The organism is Desulfopila inferna (assembly GCF_016919005.1).
Classification (GTDB): domain Bacteria; phylum Desulfobacterota; class Desulfobulbia; order Desulfobulbales; family Desulfocapsaceae; genus Desulfopila_A; species Desulfopila_A inferna.
The window spans coordinates 717,048-734,499 of sequence record NZ_JAFFQE010000001.1 but is presented as its reverse complement, the minus strand read 5'-3'; the positions used below and the strand labels follow the sequence as shown (position 1 = coordinate 734,499).

General features: G+C 48.6%; 15 protein-coding genes. 12 read left to right on the top strand and 3 right to left on the bottom strand.

What is annotated here, in order from left to right; genetic code table 11:
* Positions 1–217: 217 nt before the first annotated feature.
* The 9 genes from glmS (at position 218) to der (ending at position 9,679) form a co-directional block, all read left to right on the top strand.
* Positions 218–2,059: a glutamine--fructose-6-phosphate transaminase (isomerizing) gene (glmS, locus tag JWG88_RS03135; RefSeq protein ID WP_205232233.1), complete on the top strand. Its 1,842-nt coding sequence runs from the start codon at positions 218–220 to the stop codon at positions 2,057–2,059.
* A gap of 33 nt (positions 2,060–2,092) precedes the next feature.
* Positions 2,093–3,262: an exo-beta-N-acetylmuramidase NamZ family protein gene (locus JWG88_RS03130; protein ID WP_205232232.1), complete on the top strand. Its 1,170-nt coding sequence runs from the start codon at positions 2,093–2,095 to the stop codon at positions 3,260–3,262.
* 72 nt (positions 3,263–3,334) lie between these two features.
* Positions 3,335–4,399 carry a UDP-3-O-(3-hydroxymyristoyl)glucosamine N-acyltransferase gene (gene lpxD, locus JWG88_RS03125; RefSeq protein WP_337833098.1) on the top strand — a complete coding sequence of 355 codons (1,065 nt, stop codon included), beginning with the start codon at positions 3,335–3,337 and terminating at the stop codon, positions 4,397–4,399.
* 11 nt (positions 4,400–4,410) lie between these two features.
* A complete protein-coding gene (gene fabZ / locus JWG88_RS03120; RefSeq protein WP_205232231.1) occupies positions 4,411–4,860 on the top strand; it encodes a 3-hydroxyacyl-ACP dehydratase FabZ in 450 nt (149 codons plus the stop codon).
* Between the two features lie 42 nt (positions 4,861–4,902).
* Positions 4,903–5,115, top strand: a complete 213-nt coding sequence (locus tag JWG88_RS03115; protein WP_205232230.1) for a hypothetical protein — start codon at positions 4,903–4,905, stop codon at positions 5,113–5,115.
* The gene (gene lpxA / locus JWG88_RS03110) at positions 5,087–5,881 is read left to right on the top strand and encodes an acyl-ACP--UDP-N-acetylglucosamine O-acyltransferase (protein ID WP_205232229.1); all 795 of its coding nucleotides are present in this window, start codon (positions 5,087–5,089) and stop codon (positions 5,879–5,881) included. Before JWG88_RS03115 ends, lpxA begins: the two co-directional genes overlap by 29 nt.
* An 88-nt stretch (positions 5,882–5,969) precedes the next feature.
* On the top strand, positions 5,970–6,851 hold the full coding sequence (locus JWG88_RS03105) for a nucleotidyltransferase family protein (protein WP_205232228.1): 882 nt from the start codon (positions 5,970–5,972) through the stop codon (positions 6,849–6,851).
* A gap of 164 nt (positions 6,852–7,015) precedes the next feature.
* Entirely contained in the window at positions 7,016–8,086 is a 1,071-nt protein-coding gene (locus JWG88_RS03100; RefSeq protein WP_205232227.1) for an aminoglycoside phosphotransferase family protein, read from the top strand.
* Between the two features lie 249 nt (positions 8,087–8,335).
* Complete coding sequence (der, locus tag JWG88_RS03095; protein ID WP_205232226.1) at positions 8,336–9,679, top strand: ribosome biogenesis GTPase Der; 1,344 nt, start codon at positions 8,336–8,338, stop codon at positions 9,677–9,679.
* On the opposite strand, the gene JWG88_RS03090 is transcribed toward der, so the two are convergent.
* From JWG88_RS03090 to ftsY, 3 genes are all read right to left on the bottom strand, one after another.
* Positions 9,680–10,864 carry a pyridoxal phosphate-dependent aminotransferase gene (locus tag JWG88_RS03090; protein ID WP_205232225.1) on the bottom strand — a complete coding sequence of 395 codons (1,185 nt, stop codon included), beginning with the start codon at positions 10,862–10,864 and terminating at the stop codon, positions 9,680–9,682.
* Between the two features lie 44 nt (positions 10,865–10,908).
* Complete coding sequence (locus JWG88_RS21580; RefSeq protein ID WP_205232224.1) at positions 10,909–11,742, bottom strand: DnaJ domain-containing protein; 834 nt, start codon at positions 11,740–11,742, stop codon at positions 10,909–10,911.
* Positions 11,743–11,925: 183 nt separating this feature from the next.
* Positions 11,926–13,098: a signal recognition particle-docking protein FtsY gene (gene ftsY, locus JWG88_RS03080; protein ID WP_205232223.1), complete on the bottom strand. Its 1,173-nt coding sequence runs from the start codon at positions 13,096–13,098 to the stop codon at positions 11,926–11,928.
* Positions 13,099–13,758: 660 nt separating this feature from the next.
* Between ftsY and JWG88_RS03075 the strand changes: the two genes are divergently transcribed.
* The 3 genes from JWG88_RS03075 to selB all read left to right on the top strand — a co-directional run bounded on the left by JWG88_RS03075 (position 13,759) and on the right by selB (position 17,443).
* Positions 13,759–14,673 (top strand): Mrp/NBP35 family ATP-binding protein, encoded by a 915-nt coding sequence (locus JWG88_RS03075; protein WP_205232222.1) that lies wholly within the window; start codon positions 13,759–13,761, stop codon positions 14,671–14,673.
* 197 nt (positions 14,674–14,870) lie between these two features.
* A complete protein-coding gene (locus tag JWG88_RS03070; RefSeq protein ID WP_205232221.1) occupies positions 14,871–15,500 on the top strand; it encodes an MBL fold metallo-hydrolase in 630 nt (209 codons plus the stop codon).
* Positions 15,501–15,508: 8 nt separating this feature from the next.
* Positions 15,509–17,443 carry a selenocysteine-specific translation elongation factor gene (gene selB, locus JWG88_RS03065; RefSeq protein ID WP_205232220.1) on the top strand — a complete coding sequence of 645 codons (1,935 nt, stop codon included), beginning with the start codon at positions 15,509–15,511 and terminating at the stop codon, positions 17,441–17,443.
* Positions 17,444–17,452: the final 9 nt, after the last annotated feature.

The window sequence follows — 17,452 nt, the reverse complement described above, 5'->3', positions numbered from 1 at the left end:
TGAGTTGGTTGGTTATTATCGCCGCAGATCGTACCTTCTTTTTTAATCGGTGCAAAGAAAAAACTCGCTTTCATGAAAAAAGAAATGTTACTCTTTGAGATCACATTCTTAAAAAATCTTTGGTGTTTAGCCGACAGAATCTTATGAAAACCCGGAGAACCAAAAGATATTTCCATCATCTCTGATCATAATTCAAAATTGAAAAAAGGATAAGAATATGTGTGGCATTGTTGGTTATGTAGGCTCAAAACGTGTCGTGCCGGTGATATTCGAAGGACTGAAGCGGTTGGAGTACAGAGGGTACGATTCAGCCGGAATAGTTTATCTCGAAAATGAGGCGCTGGTCAAGTTTCGCTGCGAGGGCAAACTGATCAATCTGGAAAACCATGTAGGCGAAGCTTATCTGAGTTCTTCGTGCGTCGGCATCGGGCATACACGCTGGGCTACTCACGGTGCTCCGACCACCGATAATGCTCACCCTCACAGCGATTGCAGTGGAAAGCTTGCGATCGTTCATAACGGAATAATCGAAAACTATCATTCGCTGCGCGAGGAACTCAGGGAAAGGGGACATAAATTTACCTCGGAGACGGATACGGAGGTACTGGCCCATCTCATTGAAGAATACCTCGAGGATGATCTGGTAAAGGCTGTCCGCCTGGCGCTTGACCGGGTTGAGGGATCGTATGCCCTTGGCGTAATCTGGACGGAAGAGCCGCATACCCTGATCGCTGCCAGAAACCACAGTCCTCTTGTCCTCGGAGTGCATGATGAGGCTGGATCGTTTATGGCCTCCGATATTCCGGCGCTCTTGCCATATACCAATCGCGTGGTTTTTCTGGAAGATGGTGAACTGGCAGTACTCACGGAAAAAGGTCACACTCTGTTCTCCATTGCCACCGGAGAAAAGAAAGAACGGGGCGAGGTCGTCATCGACTGGAGTGCCTCGATGGCCGAAAAAGCAGGGTTCCGACACTTTATGCTCAAAGAAATTTTCGAGCAGCCGCAGGCCATAGCCAATACTATCAGCGGCAGGGTCAACCTGGAAACCGGAGAGGTGACATTGCCGGAGATCGGCCTTGATGATCAGGCTTTAGGCAAAATCAAACGAATTTTTCTGGTTGCCTGCGGTACATCCTGGCATGCCGCCCTGGTGGCTAAATACTGGATAGAGAAATGGGCCAGAATTCCCGTGGAGGTTGATATCGCCTCGGAATATCGCTATCGCACCTTGATTGTTGATGAAAGCGTACTCACCGTTGCCATTTCCCAGTCGGGGGAAACAGCGGATACCCTGGCCGGTATAAGGCTGGCAGGAAAACTCGGCTCACGGGTGGTGACTATCTGCAATGTGGTCGGCTCCACAATGACCAGGGAGGCCGACGGCACCATTTATACACATGCGGGACCTGAAATAGGTGTAGCCTCAACCAAGGCATTTACCGCACAGCTTGCCGCTCTTTTTCTCCTGGCACTTTTTCTCGCCGAGAAAAAAGGGACTATCGACCTGGAAAAAAGACAGGAACTTGCCAAGGCGCTGGTAGGTATCGGACCTGTTGTAGAAAAAGAGCTTCCCCTGATTCAGGAACAGATTGGTACCCTGATCGACAGTTTCTATGATTGCAGGGATTTTCTTTTTATCGGACGCGGCATGAATTTTCCCATCGCCCTTGAAGGTGCCCTGAAACTCAAGGAAATTTCCTACATTCATGCGGAAGGCTATGCCGCAGGTGAACTCAAGCATGGTCCAATCGCTCTTATTGATAAAGAGATGCCTATTCTTGCCATCGTGCCCCGGGACGGAGTATACAGCAAGGTAATCTCCAATGTGGAAGAGATAAAGGCCCGCCAGGGCAGACTCGTCCTGCTGGGCAGCAGGGGAGATACGCAGTTGAGAACACTGACCGATGATGTTATATATCTCCCCGAAATACACGAAGAGATGAACCCGATCCTCTATACAATTCCAGCACAGTTGCTGGCCTATGAAATAGCAGCACGTCGCGGCTGCGATGTCGACCAGCCGAGAAATCTTGCCAAAAGCGTTACGGTTGAATAGTCAGGGATAACGGCAAAGCTGGAGAAGAAACACATGATAGCAGTTGGTCTTGATGTCCTTGAATCGCAACCACGGTCATTTTCAGGAAAGCGTCTTGGGCTATTGACGAATCAAGCCTCGGTCAATAGTCATCTCATCCACAACAGGATCCTGCTGCAGCGCAGGTTCGGCGAAAGACTCACCACCCTCTTCTCTCCGCAGCATGGTTTTTACTCGGAGAAACAAGACAACATGATAGAATCGGGACACAGTACAGATATGTTCACCGGTCTGCCGATCTATAGTCTTTACGGTGAATTACGCAAACCGAGCCGGGAAATGCTGGAGAACGTCGATGTCCTTCTCATCGATCTCATGGATGTCGGCACCCGGGTGTACACCTTTCTCTATACCATGGCCTACTGTCTGGAGGCAGCCAGGGAATACGGTAAACAGGTTGTCGTTCTCGACCGCCCTAACCCTGTCGGCGGCGTAGCAGTGGAAGGCAATCTATTAAAAGAAGAATGGCGCTCCTTCGTCGGGCTCTATTCTCTTCCCATGCGTCATGGCCTCACCTTCGGTGAGCTGGCACTGCTGATCAACAACGAATATAAAATCGGTGCCGACCTTGAAGTAATCCCCATGCAGGGCTGGCGCAGAGAGATGCTCTTCAGGGAAACAGGCCTTCCCTGGGTCTTTCCTTCTCCCAACATGCCCACTCCGGAAACGGCTCTTGTCTATCCCGGTCAGGTTATCTGGGAAGGCACCAATATTTCCGAAGGACGGGGAACCACGCTGCCCTTTGAGCTCTTCGGCAGTCCGTTCCTCGACCACACCGAGGTAATGTCATTTTTAGAAAAGACTGAACTCCCGGGTTGTTATCTGCGACCGCTGCTTTTCCAGCCGACCTCCGGGAAATGGGCGGAGATGGTATGCACCGGTTTTCAGCTTCATGTCACGGACCCGCATGCCTATCTGCCTTACAGGACCAGTCTGGCCCTGCTGCAGGCCCTTCTGCACCTTTATCCGCAACACTTTGTGTATAAGGATCCACCATATGAATATGAATATTCCAAATTGCCTATGGATCTTATCCTGGGCTCCAGGGAAGTTCGGGAGCAGCTCGAACAGGGAATGGCTGTAGAGAGCATGGAGGAGCGCTGGCATCAAGAACTGCAGGAATTTGATCAACTGCGCAGAGAATATTTTCTTTATGCTCAATGAGCATGAATTTACTTCCGAGAAAGGTACAATGCGGCATATTTTCGGCGAATACCAAAAAAAGCAGGAGAAAAAGTGGACGTGAAAAGCAAACAGGAGCGAGTTGATACTCTGGCGGAACTGGTAAATGGAGAAGTGGTCGGCGATGGCTCTATCACCATAGGAGGCCTGGACTCAATTGAGGCGGCCAAACAGGGACAGATAACCTTTCTGGCAAAAGCCACCAAAACCGAACTGCTTGACAAGACAAGCGCCTCCGCCGTTCTGGTTCCTTTGGAGATAGAACAGAGTTCGAAAACCATTATCCGTGTCAGGGATCCCTATCTTGCCTCCGCCATAATTCATAATCATCTGCTCAAAAAACCTTTTAAGGCCAAGGGAGTTCACCCCTCCGTTCATATCGGCGATGGCTGTGAAATACCAGCCGAGGTAACCATTGAACCTTTTACGGTCCTGGGCGACAATGTCAAAATTGGTGAACGGGTATATATCGGTTCTGGAGTATATATCGGTGATGACGCGGAGATTGGAGAAGATACTGTAATCCGGCCCAATGTTTCCATAGAATATGCTACCAGGATTGGCTGCCGGGTCGTCATTCATCCGGGAACCGTGATCGGCAGTGACGGCTATGGATATGCAGCAGATGAGCGGGGCTGTCACATAAAGCGCCCTCAGATCGGTACTGTACGTATTGACGACGATGTCGAAATAGGGGCAAACTGCTGCGTGGATAGAGCAGCTTATGGACTGACATGGATTAAATCAGGTACAAAAATCGATAATATGGTACAGATAGCCCACAATGTTGTTGTTGGAGAGAATTGTCTGCTGGTCGCTCACTCTGCTTTAGCCGGTTCCACGACCCTGGGCAGGAATGTCGTTCTGGGCGGTAAGGCATCCACCAAAGGACATGTTCATCTTGGTGACGGTGTTATGGTGGCGGGTAAAGGTGCGGTAAACAAAAATCAGCCGGCCGGTGCGATATTAGGGGGCGTTCCCGCAATTCCCATACAAAAATGGATAAAAGCGGCAAAAATTTATGAGAAACTCCCGGAGATGCGTACGGAAGTTCGACGACTCCGCAAAGAAATGGATGAACTACAGCAATTGCTTACCAGTAAAGAGAATGATTTGTGAGGAGAGAAGTGATGACGGAAAAAATACCGGAAAATATGGATATTTTAGCGATTTTAAGAATGCTGCCTCATAGGTATCCATTTGTCATGGTGGACAGGATCACCCAAATCGTGCCGGGAGAAAAAATCAGCGGTATCAAGAATGTCACCATAAACGAACCCTTTTTTCAGGGGCATTTCCCCGAACATCCGGTCATGCCGGGCGTGATGATTTTGGAGGGAATGGCACAGGTCGGTGGTGTTCTTGGATACCATACGCTGCCGGAGATGATGGGTAATAAACTGCTTTATTTCGCCGGCATCGACAATGCCAGGTTTCGCAAGCCGGTGATGCCTGGCGATCAGCTTGTATTTGATTTGAACCTGTTGAAAATCAAGCGTGGGATCATGGTCATGGAGGGCACCGCCCATGTCGACGGCCGCCTTGTCGCCGAGGCCGAATTAATGGCTTCATTCGGCTAATGCAATCTTAACTTCACGGCACCGAACTTGAGAAAGAGTGTAATGGGGAAGTATGAGTTGATGCGCCTGAGTATATCGAACTTTCTCGTAATCGGAGTTATGCCCGCAAGGGTGCTGATCGAAGATGGGAGTTTTTACGACGTCATTCTGCATAAACGAAAATTACAGGCCGAGGAGAATTCCGAAAGCCGGCAAAACAGCAATAAAAAGATGAAAAGTAAGGATTATGACTATTCACCCAACCGCAGTAATTGATAAAAAAGCAGAACTTGATTCATCAGTGAGCGTCGGGCCATATGCCATTATTGAAGGCAAGGTCCGCATTGATGCCGGCAGTCGCATAGCAGGCCATGCTGTAATAACCGGTCCTACATATATCGGCAAAAATAATTCGATCTCGTCATTTGCAACCGTCGGCGGTGATCCACAGGATCTAAAATATGCCGGCGAGCCCACCGAACTGATAATAGGGGATAACAATAGAATACGTGAATATGCCTCACTGCATAGAGGCACCGTTACCGGTGGAGGAAAAACAGTAGTAGGCAACGATAATCTGCTGATGTCCTACATTCATATTGCCCATGACTGTAAGGTCGGCAATGGGGTGATTATGTCGAATGTCGCCACAATTGCCGGTCATGTCGAGGTGGGCGATTGTGCCACGATCGGCGGCCTTGTCGCCATTCACCAGTTTGCCAGGGTAGGTAAATATTCCTATATCGGCGGCCTCTCCGGCATAAATCTTGATATTCCACCCTTTGTGATTATTACCGGAACCCGTAACCGTTCGCGAATTTCAGGCATCAACAAAGTCGGTCTGAAGAGGCGGGGATTCAGCAGGGAAACCATAGCAAAAATCGATACCGCTTTTCGCATCATTTTCAGATCACCCGACTTATTGTTGAAAGATGCACTTGAAATTGCCAAAAGGGAAATTACCGACTGCAGTGAAGTCGATGATATGGTCAAATTCTTTGAGGAATCAGAACGGGGAGTTGTGCGCCGCACCGCTGAATGATAGCTTATTTATTGTAAAGAGACCCTGCTGTTTTTGAATGAGGGTATCCTCTTCCCGCAGAGGGCTGAGGATACCCGGGATAAGATTTATGCAAGCGATGATTCTGGCCGCCGGTTTCGGCACCCGGCTCCTGCCATATTCAACCTACAGGCCGAAGCCGCTTTTTCCCCTTCTTAATTCCCCCCTCCTGCTGCTCACCATTGACCGGATGCAGGCCGCCGGTTTCAATCATATAGTTGTGAACTGCCATCACTTATGCGAGCAGGTTAAGGAGGTGCTTGGGAAATGTTCAGGTGTCACCCTCCAGGAGGAAGAAGTCATCCTGGGAACCGGTGGCGGACTTCGTCGCGCGCTTGATGTCATTGATGATGAACCGCTGCTGGTGACCAATGGCGATATCTATCATACCGTTGACTTGAAAAATCTCTATCACCGGCATGTAGACGGTGATTTTCCGTTGACACTCGCCGTGCATGACTGTCCCCGATTTAACAGCCTGCTCGTAAACAACGGCCAATTGTGTAGTTTTGAAGGTGCCGGCAATCCCTCCGCTCTCGCTTTCACCGGCATTCAGGTAATCGATCCAAAGATACTGGAGCCTATTCCCCTTAATGCGCAGAGCTGCATCATAGAAAGATACAGGCGGATATTGGCGGAAAAGGGCGAGATCGCTGCACTCCGTGTCGATCATAATCATTGGACCGATATGGGAACGGAGCAAGATTACCTCGATCTGCATGGAGCTCTGCTTGGTAATAAGATACCCTGCTGGATGGAATTGCAGTCCCGCATTACCACACCTTTTTGCATAGACGATAAGGCCGTGATCGGTAAGAAAGTGACGATGAAGGAGTGGTGCTGCATCGGCAGGGCGCAAATCGGTGATAATGTCACAATCAGCCGTTCGGTAATCTGGGATGATGCCGTGGTGGCAGACGGCAGTTCTATCAGCGACGCCATAGTAATTTGATTTCTGACTACCCGTGAAACTCAACATTTTCTGGCCTTGAGCTGAGGATTAGGGGTAATCAGGATTTGATGTGCAAAAACAAACCATTGGCGCCGATAAGCACCCTTACGGGCATAAACTCCGAATTCGAGAAAGCCCGATCTCCCAAGGAGTGAGAGAGAAAAATGAAAAATGCAGGTTTGGCAGAGAATGTCAGGCAAATGCTCTACGATACCGGAGTATTAAATAATCGGGAAAGGAGTGAATTTTTCAGCAGATATGCTCTGACTCCCATTTCCGCGGATGGCTCTGCACGACGGTTTTTCAGAGTGGAACGCTCTGGAGAGAGTCTCTGTGTCGGGGTTGCGCCCCAGGATACTTCAACACAAAATATGGCAGAGGCTCATTCGGTCATGGCAATCGGCCGACACCTCCTGTCAAAAAATATTCCCATTCCGGAAATACTCGGCAGCGATGAATTGACGGGCGTAATTCTCTTTGAGGATTGCGGCGATCTCCGCCTGCACGATGTACTGCGACAGGAAAATACGGAAGTATCCGTAGACCATAGCAGCATGCTGGAGATCTACCGGCGGCTTGTTGCCATACTGGCCCGTATGCAGGTTAGGGGCGCCGAGAGTTTCAATCGTCAGTGGTGCTATGACACGCCGGAATATGACACCTCGGTCATGGTTGGCAGGGAATCACACTATTTTTTAAATGAATTCTGGCATAATCTGCTTCAGGGGGAGCCTTGTCCGGGCATTGAAGAAGAATTTGCCGACATTGCCATCCAAGCCGGTACAGGATTGAGCGGATTTTTTCTGCACCGTGATTTTCAATCCAGGAATGTCATGCTGATCAATTCTCAGCTGAAAATAATTGATTTTCAGGGTGGCCGGCTCGGTCCTCCGGCCTACGATCTTGCCTCACTGTTGATTGATCCTTATAGTGAAATGCCTGAAGAGATGCAGTTTGAACTGATGTCAGCTTATCTCTCTGAACTTCGTTCATTCTTCGGATATGATGAAAAAGTTTTCCTCAGACAGTATGCCTATCTTGCGCTGCAGCGCAACCTGCAGATACTGGGAGCCTTTTCTTTTCTCTCCCAAAAACGGGGGAAGCCATTTTTCAAGGAGTATATTCAACCGGCTTTAGGCAATCTTTGCCGGCTCCTGGAAGAGAAAGAGCTGCGCCCTTACAGTCAGCTTCGAGGGATAGTGCACAAAGCTCAAGATTTATTTCAATCGCTTTAACCGCAAACACTTTTTGAGCAGCATCGCAATAGTAGCATGACAAGCCAATGCGTGAAACAACCTCGAAGTTGGAGTTAATACCGCACGGGTGTTTATCGCGATGCCATCAATGCTTGTAAAAGCGGGTAAACTCTTGTAAGTAGATGCTTCCGTTTATTGCGGTTAAACTGGTGGTTTTTAGTTTTCTGCAAAACAGTTACATTTACATTTAATTTATTTCCAGACCCATATTTTCACTCCGGATACACTATGGTTTCAGAAACACATTCAATTATTGCGCTGGTCGGCAGACCGAATGTCGGCAAGTCGACACTTTTCAACAGAATTACCAAATCCAGAAAGGCCATTGTCGATCCTACCCCGGGAGTGACCCGCGACAGGCACTACGACAGAGTGATCTGGAATGAAAAGTCCTTTATCCTGGTTGATACCGGGGGCATTGACGACAGCGTCGATGACGTCATGGTGAACCATATCCGTCAACAGGCTTTCCTCGCCATCGAAGAGGCGGATACCATACTCTTCCTTATGGATGGTCGTGAGGGTTTAACCCCAGCCGATATGGAAGTGGCGGAAATATTGCGCCGCTCCGAGAAAAACGTGTTTCACGTCGTTAATAAAATCGATGGACCGGAACAGGAGATCGAAATACTTTCCCAATTTTACGAATTGGGAGTTGAGAAGCTCTGGGCGCTCTCAGCCGAACATACCTACGGTTTTTATACCCTGATGGATGATCTTGTCGATTCCCTCAAGGAAAGCACGGTTGATCAGAACCTTCCGGAAGACACCGTCAAGGTAGCCTTTTTCGGCAGGCCCAATGTCGGAAAATCGTCGATGATTAATAGAATTATGGGTGAAGAGAGGATGGTGGTATCCGAGATATCGGGAACGACCCGGGACTCGGTCGATACCCTGCTGGAGCACGGCAAATACACCTATCTTCTCATTGATACCGCAGGAATCAGGCGCAAGGGAAAGACCAAGGAGAAGCTTGAGAAGTTTAGTATTCTCAAGGCACTGCATGCCCTTGAGAGATGTGATATCGCCATGGTTCTCCTCGATGCGGAGGATGGGCTGACGGAACAGGACACCAAGATTATAGGCTATACGCAGGAACAGGGCAGGGGGCTGATTCTGCTCGTCAATAAATGGGATCTGGTCCAGGATGATCCCAAAAAACAGAAACAGATTCTGGAAGAGATCGGCCGCAGTGTGCCCTTCGTCGGCTTTGCTCCCCTGCTCAAGGTCTCGGCGCTCAGCGGTTACGGCATTAAGCGATTGTTTCCCGCCATCGGTTCGGTCTATCGTCAGTTCAGCCAGAAATTTCCGACAGCGGCCCTTAACCGGCTGCTGCAGGATGCCGTTGCCGACCACTCCCCGCCGATATATAAAAACAAGCGGCTGAAGTTTTACTATACTTCGCAGATCGGCACACGCCCACCGCGGTTTGTCGTGATGACCAACAGCTATAAGGGAGTGCATTTTTCCTACCAGCGCTATCTCACCAACCGATTTCGTGAGGGGCTGGGTTTGGATAAGGTCCCTGTGAAGCTCTTTTTCAAGGACAAAAGAGAACAGCGCCAGAAATAATCATGCACGCGCCTGGGCTATTGCTTTTGCAAAACCGGGCGCGGAACCCTCTATCACCTTGGTCTCCGTACAGAAGGCCAGACGAAAATATCCCGGTGCACCAAAGCCGCGACCGGGAACGGCAAGGATCATATTTTCCTGCAGGATAGCACAAAATGCCACATCATCGGCAATGGGAGAGCGGGGGAAGAGGTAGAGCGCTCCCTTGGGATGAAGAAAGTCATAACCGGCTTTTTCGAGAATGTCGCAGAATATGTCTCTTCTCTTTTCATAGATGGTGCAATCAATAGTAACATCTTGTAATTCCGCCACGACTTTCTGCATCAGTGCCGGCGCATTGACAAAACCCAGTATCCTGTTGGCCAGGGTCATGGCGTTGAGCAACGGTTGCTTCTCGAGTATCTGGGGATGCACCGCCAGGTAACCGATGCGTTCCCCGGGGAGAGAAAGATCTTTGGAATAGGAAGAGAGGACGATACTGTTTGTGTACGCCTGAAAAATTGAGGGTACGGTATTTCCTTTGAAGACGATCTTGCGATAGGGTTCGTCGGCGATAAGGTATATGGTCGTACCGAAACGATTTCCCGCTTCTTCCAGCAGTCTTCCCAAAGTATCAAGATCTTTTTGCGGATAGATCTGTCCCGTGGGATTATTGGGGGAATTGACGATGATGGCCTTGGTCTTCTCATTCAGGGCAGCTTCAATGGCGTTGAAATCAAGATTAAACTGATCGTCTGTTGTCACCACACGGGAAATGCCGCCATGGTTGTCGACATAGAAGTTATATTCCACGAAATACGGGGAAAGCAAAATCACTTCCTCTCCCGGATCAAGCAGCGTTTTCAAGACAACATTGAGTGCGCCCGCAGCACCGCATGTCATCAGCATTTCCGCGCCGCTGACGGCCACACCCTGCTCGCTTGAGATTCTGACAGCGACAGCTTCACGTACCCACGGATAGCCGCCATTAGGCATATAGGCATGACCGCCCGGGATGTTCTCACCGGCTATTCTCTGCAGAATTTCGTCAAATTCAGGAGGCGGTGGAAGATCGGGATTGCCCAGGCTGAAGTCGAAAACATTGTCGGCCCCATGCTTTGCTTTCAGTTTCGCACCTTCCTCAAACATCTTTCTGATCCAGGATGATTTTTCCGCAAACTGCCGCATTTTTTCAGATACTGCCATTGTTGTCCTCACCTGTTAGTAGTAGGGATTCGGCTGATGTGGACTCAGCGATTCATTTTTTTAAAATATTCGTATGCTGCATTGAATTCTTTCATTTTCTCCTCGGCTATCGTGCGGAACTCATCGCCGAGCTGACGGACTTTATCCGGATGATATTTCATACTCAGTTTTCTGTAGGCTTTCTTGATCTCCTCCATGGAAGCACCGGGTTCCAGGCCCAGAACCTCATAGTAGTGATCCGCGGATTCCTGTGCGGTTTCGCGGCGCTGTTGCCTGTGATATTTATATTTGGCCTCAATTGTACGCTGGTCATAAACTGAAATTTCAAGAAAGGCCGCGATATTCCGGGCTATCTGCAGTTCTTCTTCCGGAACATCTTTTTTGGTATAGAGAACCTGATAGACCAACTCCAGCAGTATCAGTCGCGGTTCATAGGCGAAGGTGGAACGAAATTCCTCGAGAAGTGATTCCAATGTAGCTGTCGATGAAATAGCTTCCTTGGTAATCTCCTTGACCCAGGCCATTTTTGTTTGGGTATAGCCTAGATTATAATGAAAAAATCTATGAATGGTGGCAATTTCTTCCCTGGTCACCTGGCCGTCGATTTTGGAGATATTGACGAGAATATTGACAAGCAGCCAGACAAAGCGGTTATGGCTCTCCGACTGCGAGGCCTCGTAATTGGCAACTTTTTTCTGCACCCAGTAGGTGAAACCAAAAAAGATGGCCACGAAGATAACAATGCCTGCCAGACCGGAGAAAATCAGAGCACCGAGGAAATTTATAAGCGCGGGCGCACCACCGGTGACGAAGACGATAAGAAGAAGAATGAGAAGACAGCCGCCGCATCCGGGCTGTTGGTGCCGTTGATATTGCATGGAATATTTTTAAATTTGGAATTTTGATAAACTCGTAAAAACCTGAATTTTCGGATGGCTAAGTAAAAAACTTCATATGCTAGGCGCACAAAATTTTTATTATTTCGGCGTACTAGGGTACGTCGTAATGATAAAAATTTTGTAGCAACGACGCAGATGAAGAGTTTTTACGACGCCATCATCCTAAGATTTTCCTTGAAAAAGGGCCTCTATAAATTCATCCGGATCGAAATCACGCAGATCCTCGATATTTTCACCTATGCCGATAAAACGGATAGGGATATTCATATAACGGCTGATATTGGCGACAATACCACCTTTGGCGGTGCCGTCAAGTTTGGTCAGGGCAAGTCCGGTGACGCCTACAGCCTCGTTAAACAGTTTCGCCTGGGATATGCCGTTTTGCCCTGTTGTGGCATCGATGACCAGAAGTATTTCGTGGGGCGCGCCTTCCAGTTTTTTGCCTATGACCCGCTTGATTTTCTTCAGCTCTTCCATCAGGTTGGTCTGGGTGTGCAGCCTGCCGGCGGTATCAACCATAACAACATCATAATTTTCTTCAACAGCTTTATGGACTGCATCGAAAGCAACAGATGATGGATCGGCATTTTCCCCTTTAGCCACCACTTCGATGCCGTTTCTTGTCCCCCAGATTTTAAGCTGAGAGACGGCTGCTGCTCGAAAGGTATCCGCAGCGGCGAGCAGGACGGACTGACCGGAATTGATAAATTTATGGGCGATTTTGCCGATCGTGGTGGTTTTACCGACTCCATTGACTCCTATCACCATAATGACGAAAGGGCCCGATTCGGGCATCACCAGCTCGGCGGGTTTGGTGGAATCGACAATATAACTATGCAACTTCTCTTTTATAAATTTCTTCAGAGATTCCGGATCGGAAAGCTCTTTGCGTTTAACTTTTTTTCTTGCGTAATCGAGAAGTTCCGAAGAAGTTTCAAAACCAATATCGGCGGTTATAAGCAGCTCCTCCAGATCATCGAGCAGTTCGGCGTCAATTTCTTTCTTGCCGAGAAACAGCGAATCCATTTGAAAAACAAAGGAATCCCTGGTGCGGGAGAGCTTTTCGGTCATGCGCCTGAAGAGTGAAGACGCTTCTTCTTCAGCGGCAGAAGTGTCCGTAGCCGCATCTGCTGTTTCAGCATCTTCCGTTATTTCAGCTGGATGATGAGTTTCGACCTCCGGAACCGGCTCCGGCCGGATTTCTTCGGGCTCGCCGAAAATACCGGTGCCCCGTGGTGGAGAATCATCCTCAACTTCTTGCTTCTTAACGGTTTCTTCGATTGGACTCGGGAGTTCTTCTGTTTTTACCTTCTTTTTCTTGAACCAGCCTAGCATTATCGTCCTCTATCAGTAATGGATAAAAAAATATCCATGTGGAAAGAAAAAAGAAAAAATTGAACCGCAAACATCTGTTATAAAGCTATTACAGATCAGCTGTAAATCTGCATTCACGCAGTTGCACTCATTGCCGGGAGAGAAATCTCAAAAAGATGAGGGTATTTTAACGGCTTTTTCCTGCTCCGGTATTTGGTTTCGTGTTTTTACCAGGAAGCAGAGGGTAAAATCAGTATTCCCGAAGTATGGAAAATCTGCGGTTTTAGCTATCCAATTTATACCTTATTAAAAGAACATACCATAGTACGTATCAATCTGAAAGAAATCAACAAAAAGAGTCTGCCCAGGATAAAATTTGAATCCGAGCGAATATCACATCTCCAAAAAGCCAATACTATGTGGTATAACAACACGTTCTTATGATAATTTTTATTTTAGATTCGGATTAATTTGATTGCAATTGATGACAGTGTAATTACTGTAGGGAATGTTGTTTTTATAACACGGGAGGTCTTTATGGCAACCTGTGGAGGGGGTGTTGTCATCCCCGAAATTTCTTTCCGCCGGCAAGGCCGGGAGAAATCTCCAGCCTGAAAAAGCGAAAGGACGATATTTTATTTTTTTCTCACGTTATAATTCACGTATCCAGGAGGATATAGTATGTCTCAATCATGTGGCGGCGGCGCAACAAACGAAGCTCAACAGGCCGCGATGGCGCAGCAGGAAAATGCCATTACCCGATCTCTGGGCAAAATTAAAAACAAAATTCTGGTTATGAGCGGAAAGGGTGGTGTCGGTAAATCAACGGTTTCCGTCAATCTTGCCTTAGGTCTTGCTAAAAAAGGGCATAAGGTCGGTCTTATGGATGTTGATCTGCATGGTCCCGATGTGGTAAGAATGCTGGATCTTAAAGGTGTGGTTCAACCACCGGAAAAGAAGGATGATCTTATTCCGCCGCTCGTCTATAACGAGAATCTCAAGGTTGTCTCGCTTGAATATATGATGCAGGACAGGGATGAAGCGATTATCTGGAGAGGTCCCCTGAAAATTCAGGCAATCAGGCAGTTTGTCTCCGACATGGACTGGGGAGAGCTTGACTATCTTATAATCGATGCTCCTCCGGGAACAGGCGACGAGCCGCTGTCGGTGGCCCAGACCATCCCTAATGTCAAGGCAGTGGTAGTGACCACCCCGCAGAAGGTTGCGCTGGCCGATGTACGAAAATCCATAAGCTTCTGTAAAACTGTTAAAATTGATATTGTCGGAGTTGTGGAAAATATGTCCGGCTTTGTCTGCCCCAACTGCAATGAGAAAGTGGATATTTTCAAAAGCGGTGGTGGAGAAGAGATGGCCAGGGAGTTCGACCTGCCTTTTCTCGGTAGAATACCGATGGATCCCCGCGTCGTAGTTGCAGGAGATGATGGTAAGCCATATCTCTCCTCCGATGAAAAAAGTCCTGCGACCGAGGCCTTCATGGCAGTTGTCACTGCAATTGAGACCAGAAATCCACCTGTGGCGCCGCCTGTTACCTTAAAGATGAGTAATTCGGGCTGCGGCTGCGGCTGCAAAGGCTAATGGATTCGTAAATTCACGATCTAAAGTTGTTGTAGATCTTAAGCGACGACTTCTGATACTGCGCCTGGCATATTGAACTTTCGAAATCGGAGTTTAGGTCCGTACGGGTGCTTATTCGCAGAGTGCATCAAAAAGAGAACCGGCTTTCATGCCGGTTCAAATTTTCAGTTACAGATAAACATCACTATTGAGGCGATATGATATTAGAGCAACTCTTGGTTGGCAGTATGGGTGTCTGCTGCTATTTAATCGGGTGTGAAGAGACCAAAAAAGGAGCGATCGTTGATCCCGGCGGAGATGAAAGACGCATCCTGGCTGAAGTTGAAAAGCTGGGGCTGCAAATAGAATATATCATTGCCACTCATGGTCATCCCGATCATGTCTGCGGCAACAGGATTATCATGGAGGCAACCGGTGGCATCATCGTCATGCATGAGGCGGATGCTGATTATTTTGAAAAGCCCGAGACCCAGAACTACTTCAGCATGCTCGGCCTGGAACCCTCCCCGCCGGCTCAAAAAAGGGTTAAAGACGGAGACTTGATTGAAGTGGGCAACGTAAAGCTCCGTGTCATCCATACACCAGGTCACACCCCGGGCGGCATATGTCTCTATAGTGCTCCAAACCTCTTTACCGGCGACACCCTTTTTGTCGGCGGGGTTGGTCGTACCGATTTCCCCGGTGGATCCTATGACGGCTTAATGGAGTCCTTGAAAAACAAGGTCCTGACCTTGCCGGAAGAGACCATAATCTGGCCGGGTCATGGCTATGGCGGATCACAGTCCACCATCGGCGAAGAAAAACGCAGCAATCCCTTCTTGCGGTAATTTCAAAGATGCGCGAAATAGTATTAGGAACGGCCGGCCATGTTGATCACGGTAAAACCAGTTTCGTCAAGGCCCTCACCAACATAGATACCGACAGGCTCAAAGAAGAGAAAAAAAGAGGCATAACCATCGAACTCGGTTTTGCCCATCTTGATCTTCCCTGCGGCCACCGTCTTGGCATCGTCGATGTTCCGGGCCATGAGAAGTTTGTTAAAAATATGGTTGCCGGGGTTACCGGCATGGATATTCTCGCCTTCATCATTGCCGCCGATGAAGGAATAATGCCGCAGACCCGCGAACATTTCGAAATCTGCAGTCTCCTTGGTGTTTCACAGGGAATCGTCATCATAACCAAAAAGGATATGGTCGAGGAAGAGTGGCTGGAGATGGTTGAAGAAGAGGTCCGTGAATTCTGCCAGGGCAGTTTTCTGGAGGAGGCACCTATTGTTCACGTCTCTTCCATCACCGGCGAGGGGATCGATAAGGTTAAGAATCTTCTTGACGACATTGTCTCCAAACATCATTTTGAAGACGCCTTTGGGCCCTTCAGGCTACCGGTGGATCGGGTCTTTGCCATGAAAGGGTTCGGTGCGGTGATAACCGGTACTTCTATTTCCGGCAGAGTCGCTCTGGGTGAGGAACTGCGGATTTATCCCTCCGGGAAAACCGCCAAGGTAAGAGGAATACAGCTGCATTCCCAAACGGTGGATGTAGTCGAAGCAGGTCATCGCACCGCCATCAATCTGCAGGGCATAGAGACCTTGGAAATATCCAGAGGGATGGTTGCGGCAACGCCCGGCGCCCTGCAGCCTAATTTTATGCTGGACTGCTCACTTACCTATCTCTCCTCCAACAACAAGCCCCTCAAGCATAGGGCAAGGGTACGGGTGCATCTCGGCACAGCTGAGGTGATGGGCAGGGTGTCATTATTGGATTGTGACGAATTGCGGCCTGGGGAGGAGGCGGGAGTTCAGTTGCTCCTGGAAGAACCGGTTGCGGTCTGGCCCCACGACAGGTATGTCATTCGCAGTTACTCTCCCGTTATCACAATCGGCGGCGGAGAAGTCCTTGGCAATGTTTCACTGCGGAAGCGGAAAAGGCTGACGGAAAAAGACCGCAAGAGGAATAGTGAAGTTATTCAGATACTGAAAGAAGGTTCACCCGAAGATCATATCCTTCTCTTTCTGGAAGAGAGCGGCACCAAGGGTCTTGTCCTGGATGAATTGGCCATACGGCTTGGCGTTTTCGGTAAACAGTTGAAGAAAATACTCAATGAACCGCTGTCCTCGAAAAAGATTGTCGTGGTCGATTCTTCGGCTCAGCGTTATCTGGCCCTAAGTGTTGCCGAACGCGTCAGCGATTCGATAGTGGATATTCTTACAGTGTTTCATAAGAACAACCCGATCCAGGAAGGATTATCAAAAGAAGGCTTGCGCAGTGAAACAGGACGCCGTCTCGATCAGAAGGTTTTTTCATACTGTTTGAATGAACTGATCCGGAGCGGAACCATTGTTCAGGAGGAATCGCTGATCAGGCTGGCAACACATGAGGTAGCCCTTAAGGCCGATGAAGAAAAGCTGCAGCGCGATCTGCTAAAGTGGTACAGGGATAAAGGACTGGCCCCGGCCACTATCAAGGAAACCTCCGAACAGTTCAGCGATTATCCCGCCCCCTTGCTGAAAGAAGTCATGGGTCTCCTTCTCCGCGAGGAAAAGCTGGTCAAGGTCAGTGAATCTCTTTATTACGAAAAAGAGGCTATGGAGGAGCTGAAGGACAAGGTCGTTGCCTTTATGGAGAAAGAGGGAGAGATAGATGCCCCGCGATTTAAGGAAATGTCCGGTTTGACTCGAAAGTTTTCCATTCCGATCCTGGAATATTTCGATCGAATCAAACTGACCTATCGTATCGAGGATAAACGTATTCTTCGTAAGAAAGCTTCCTGAAGGCAGGAT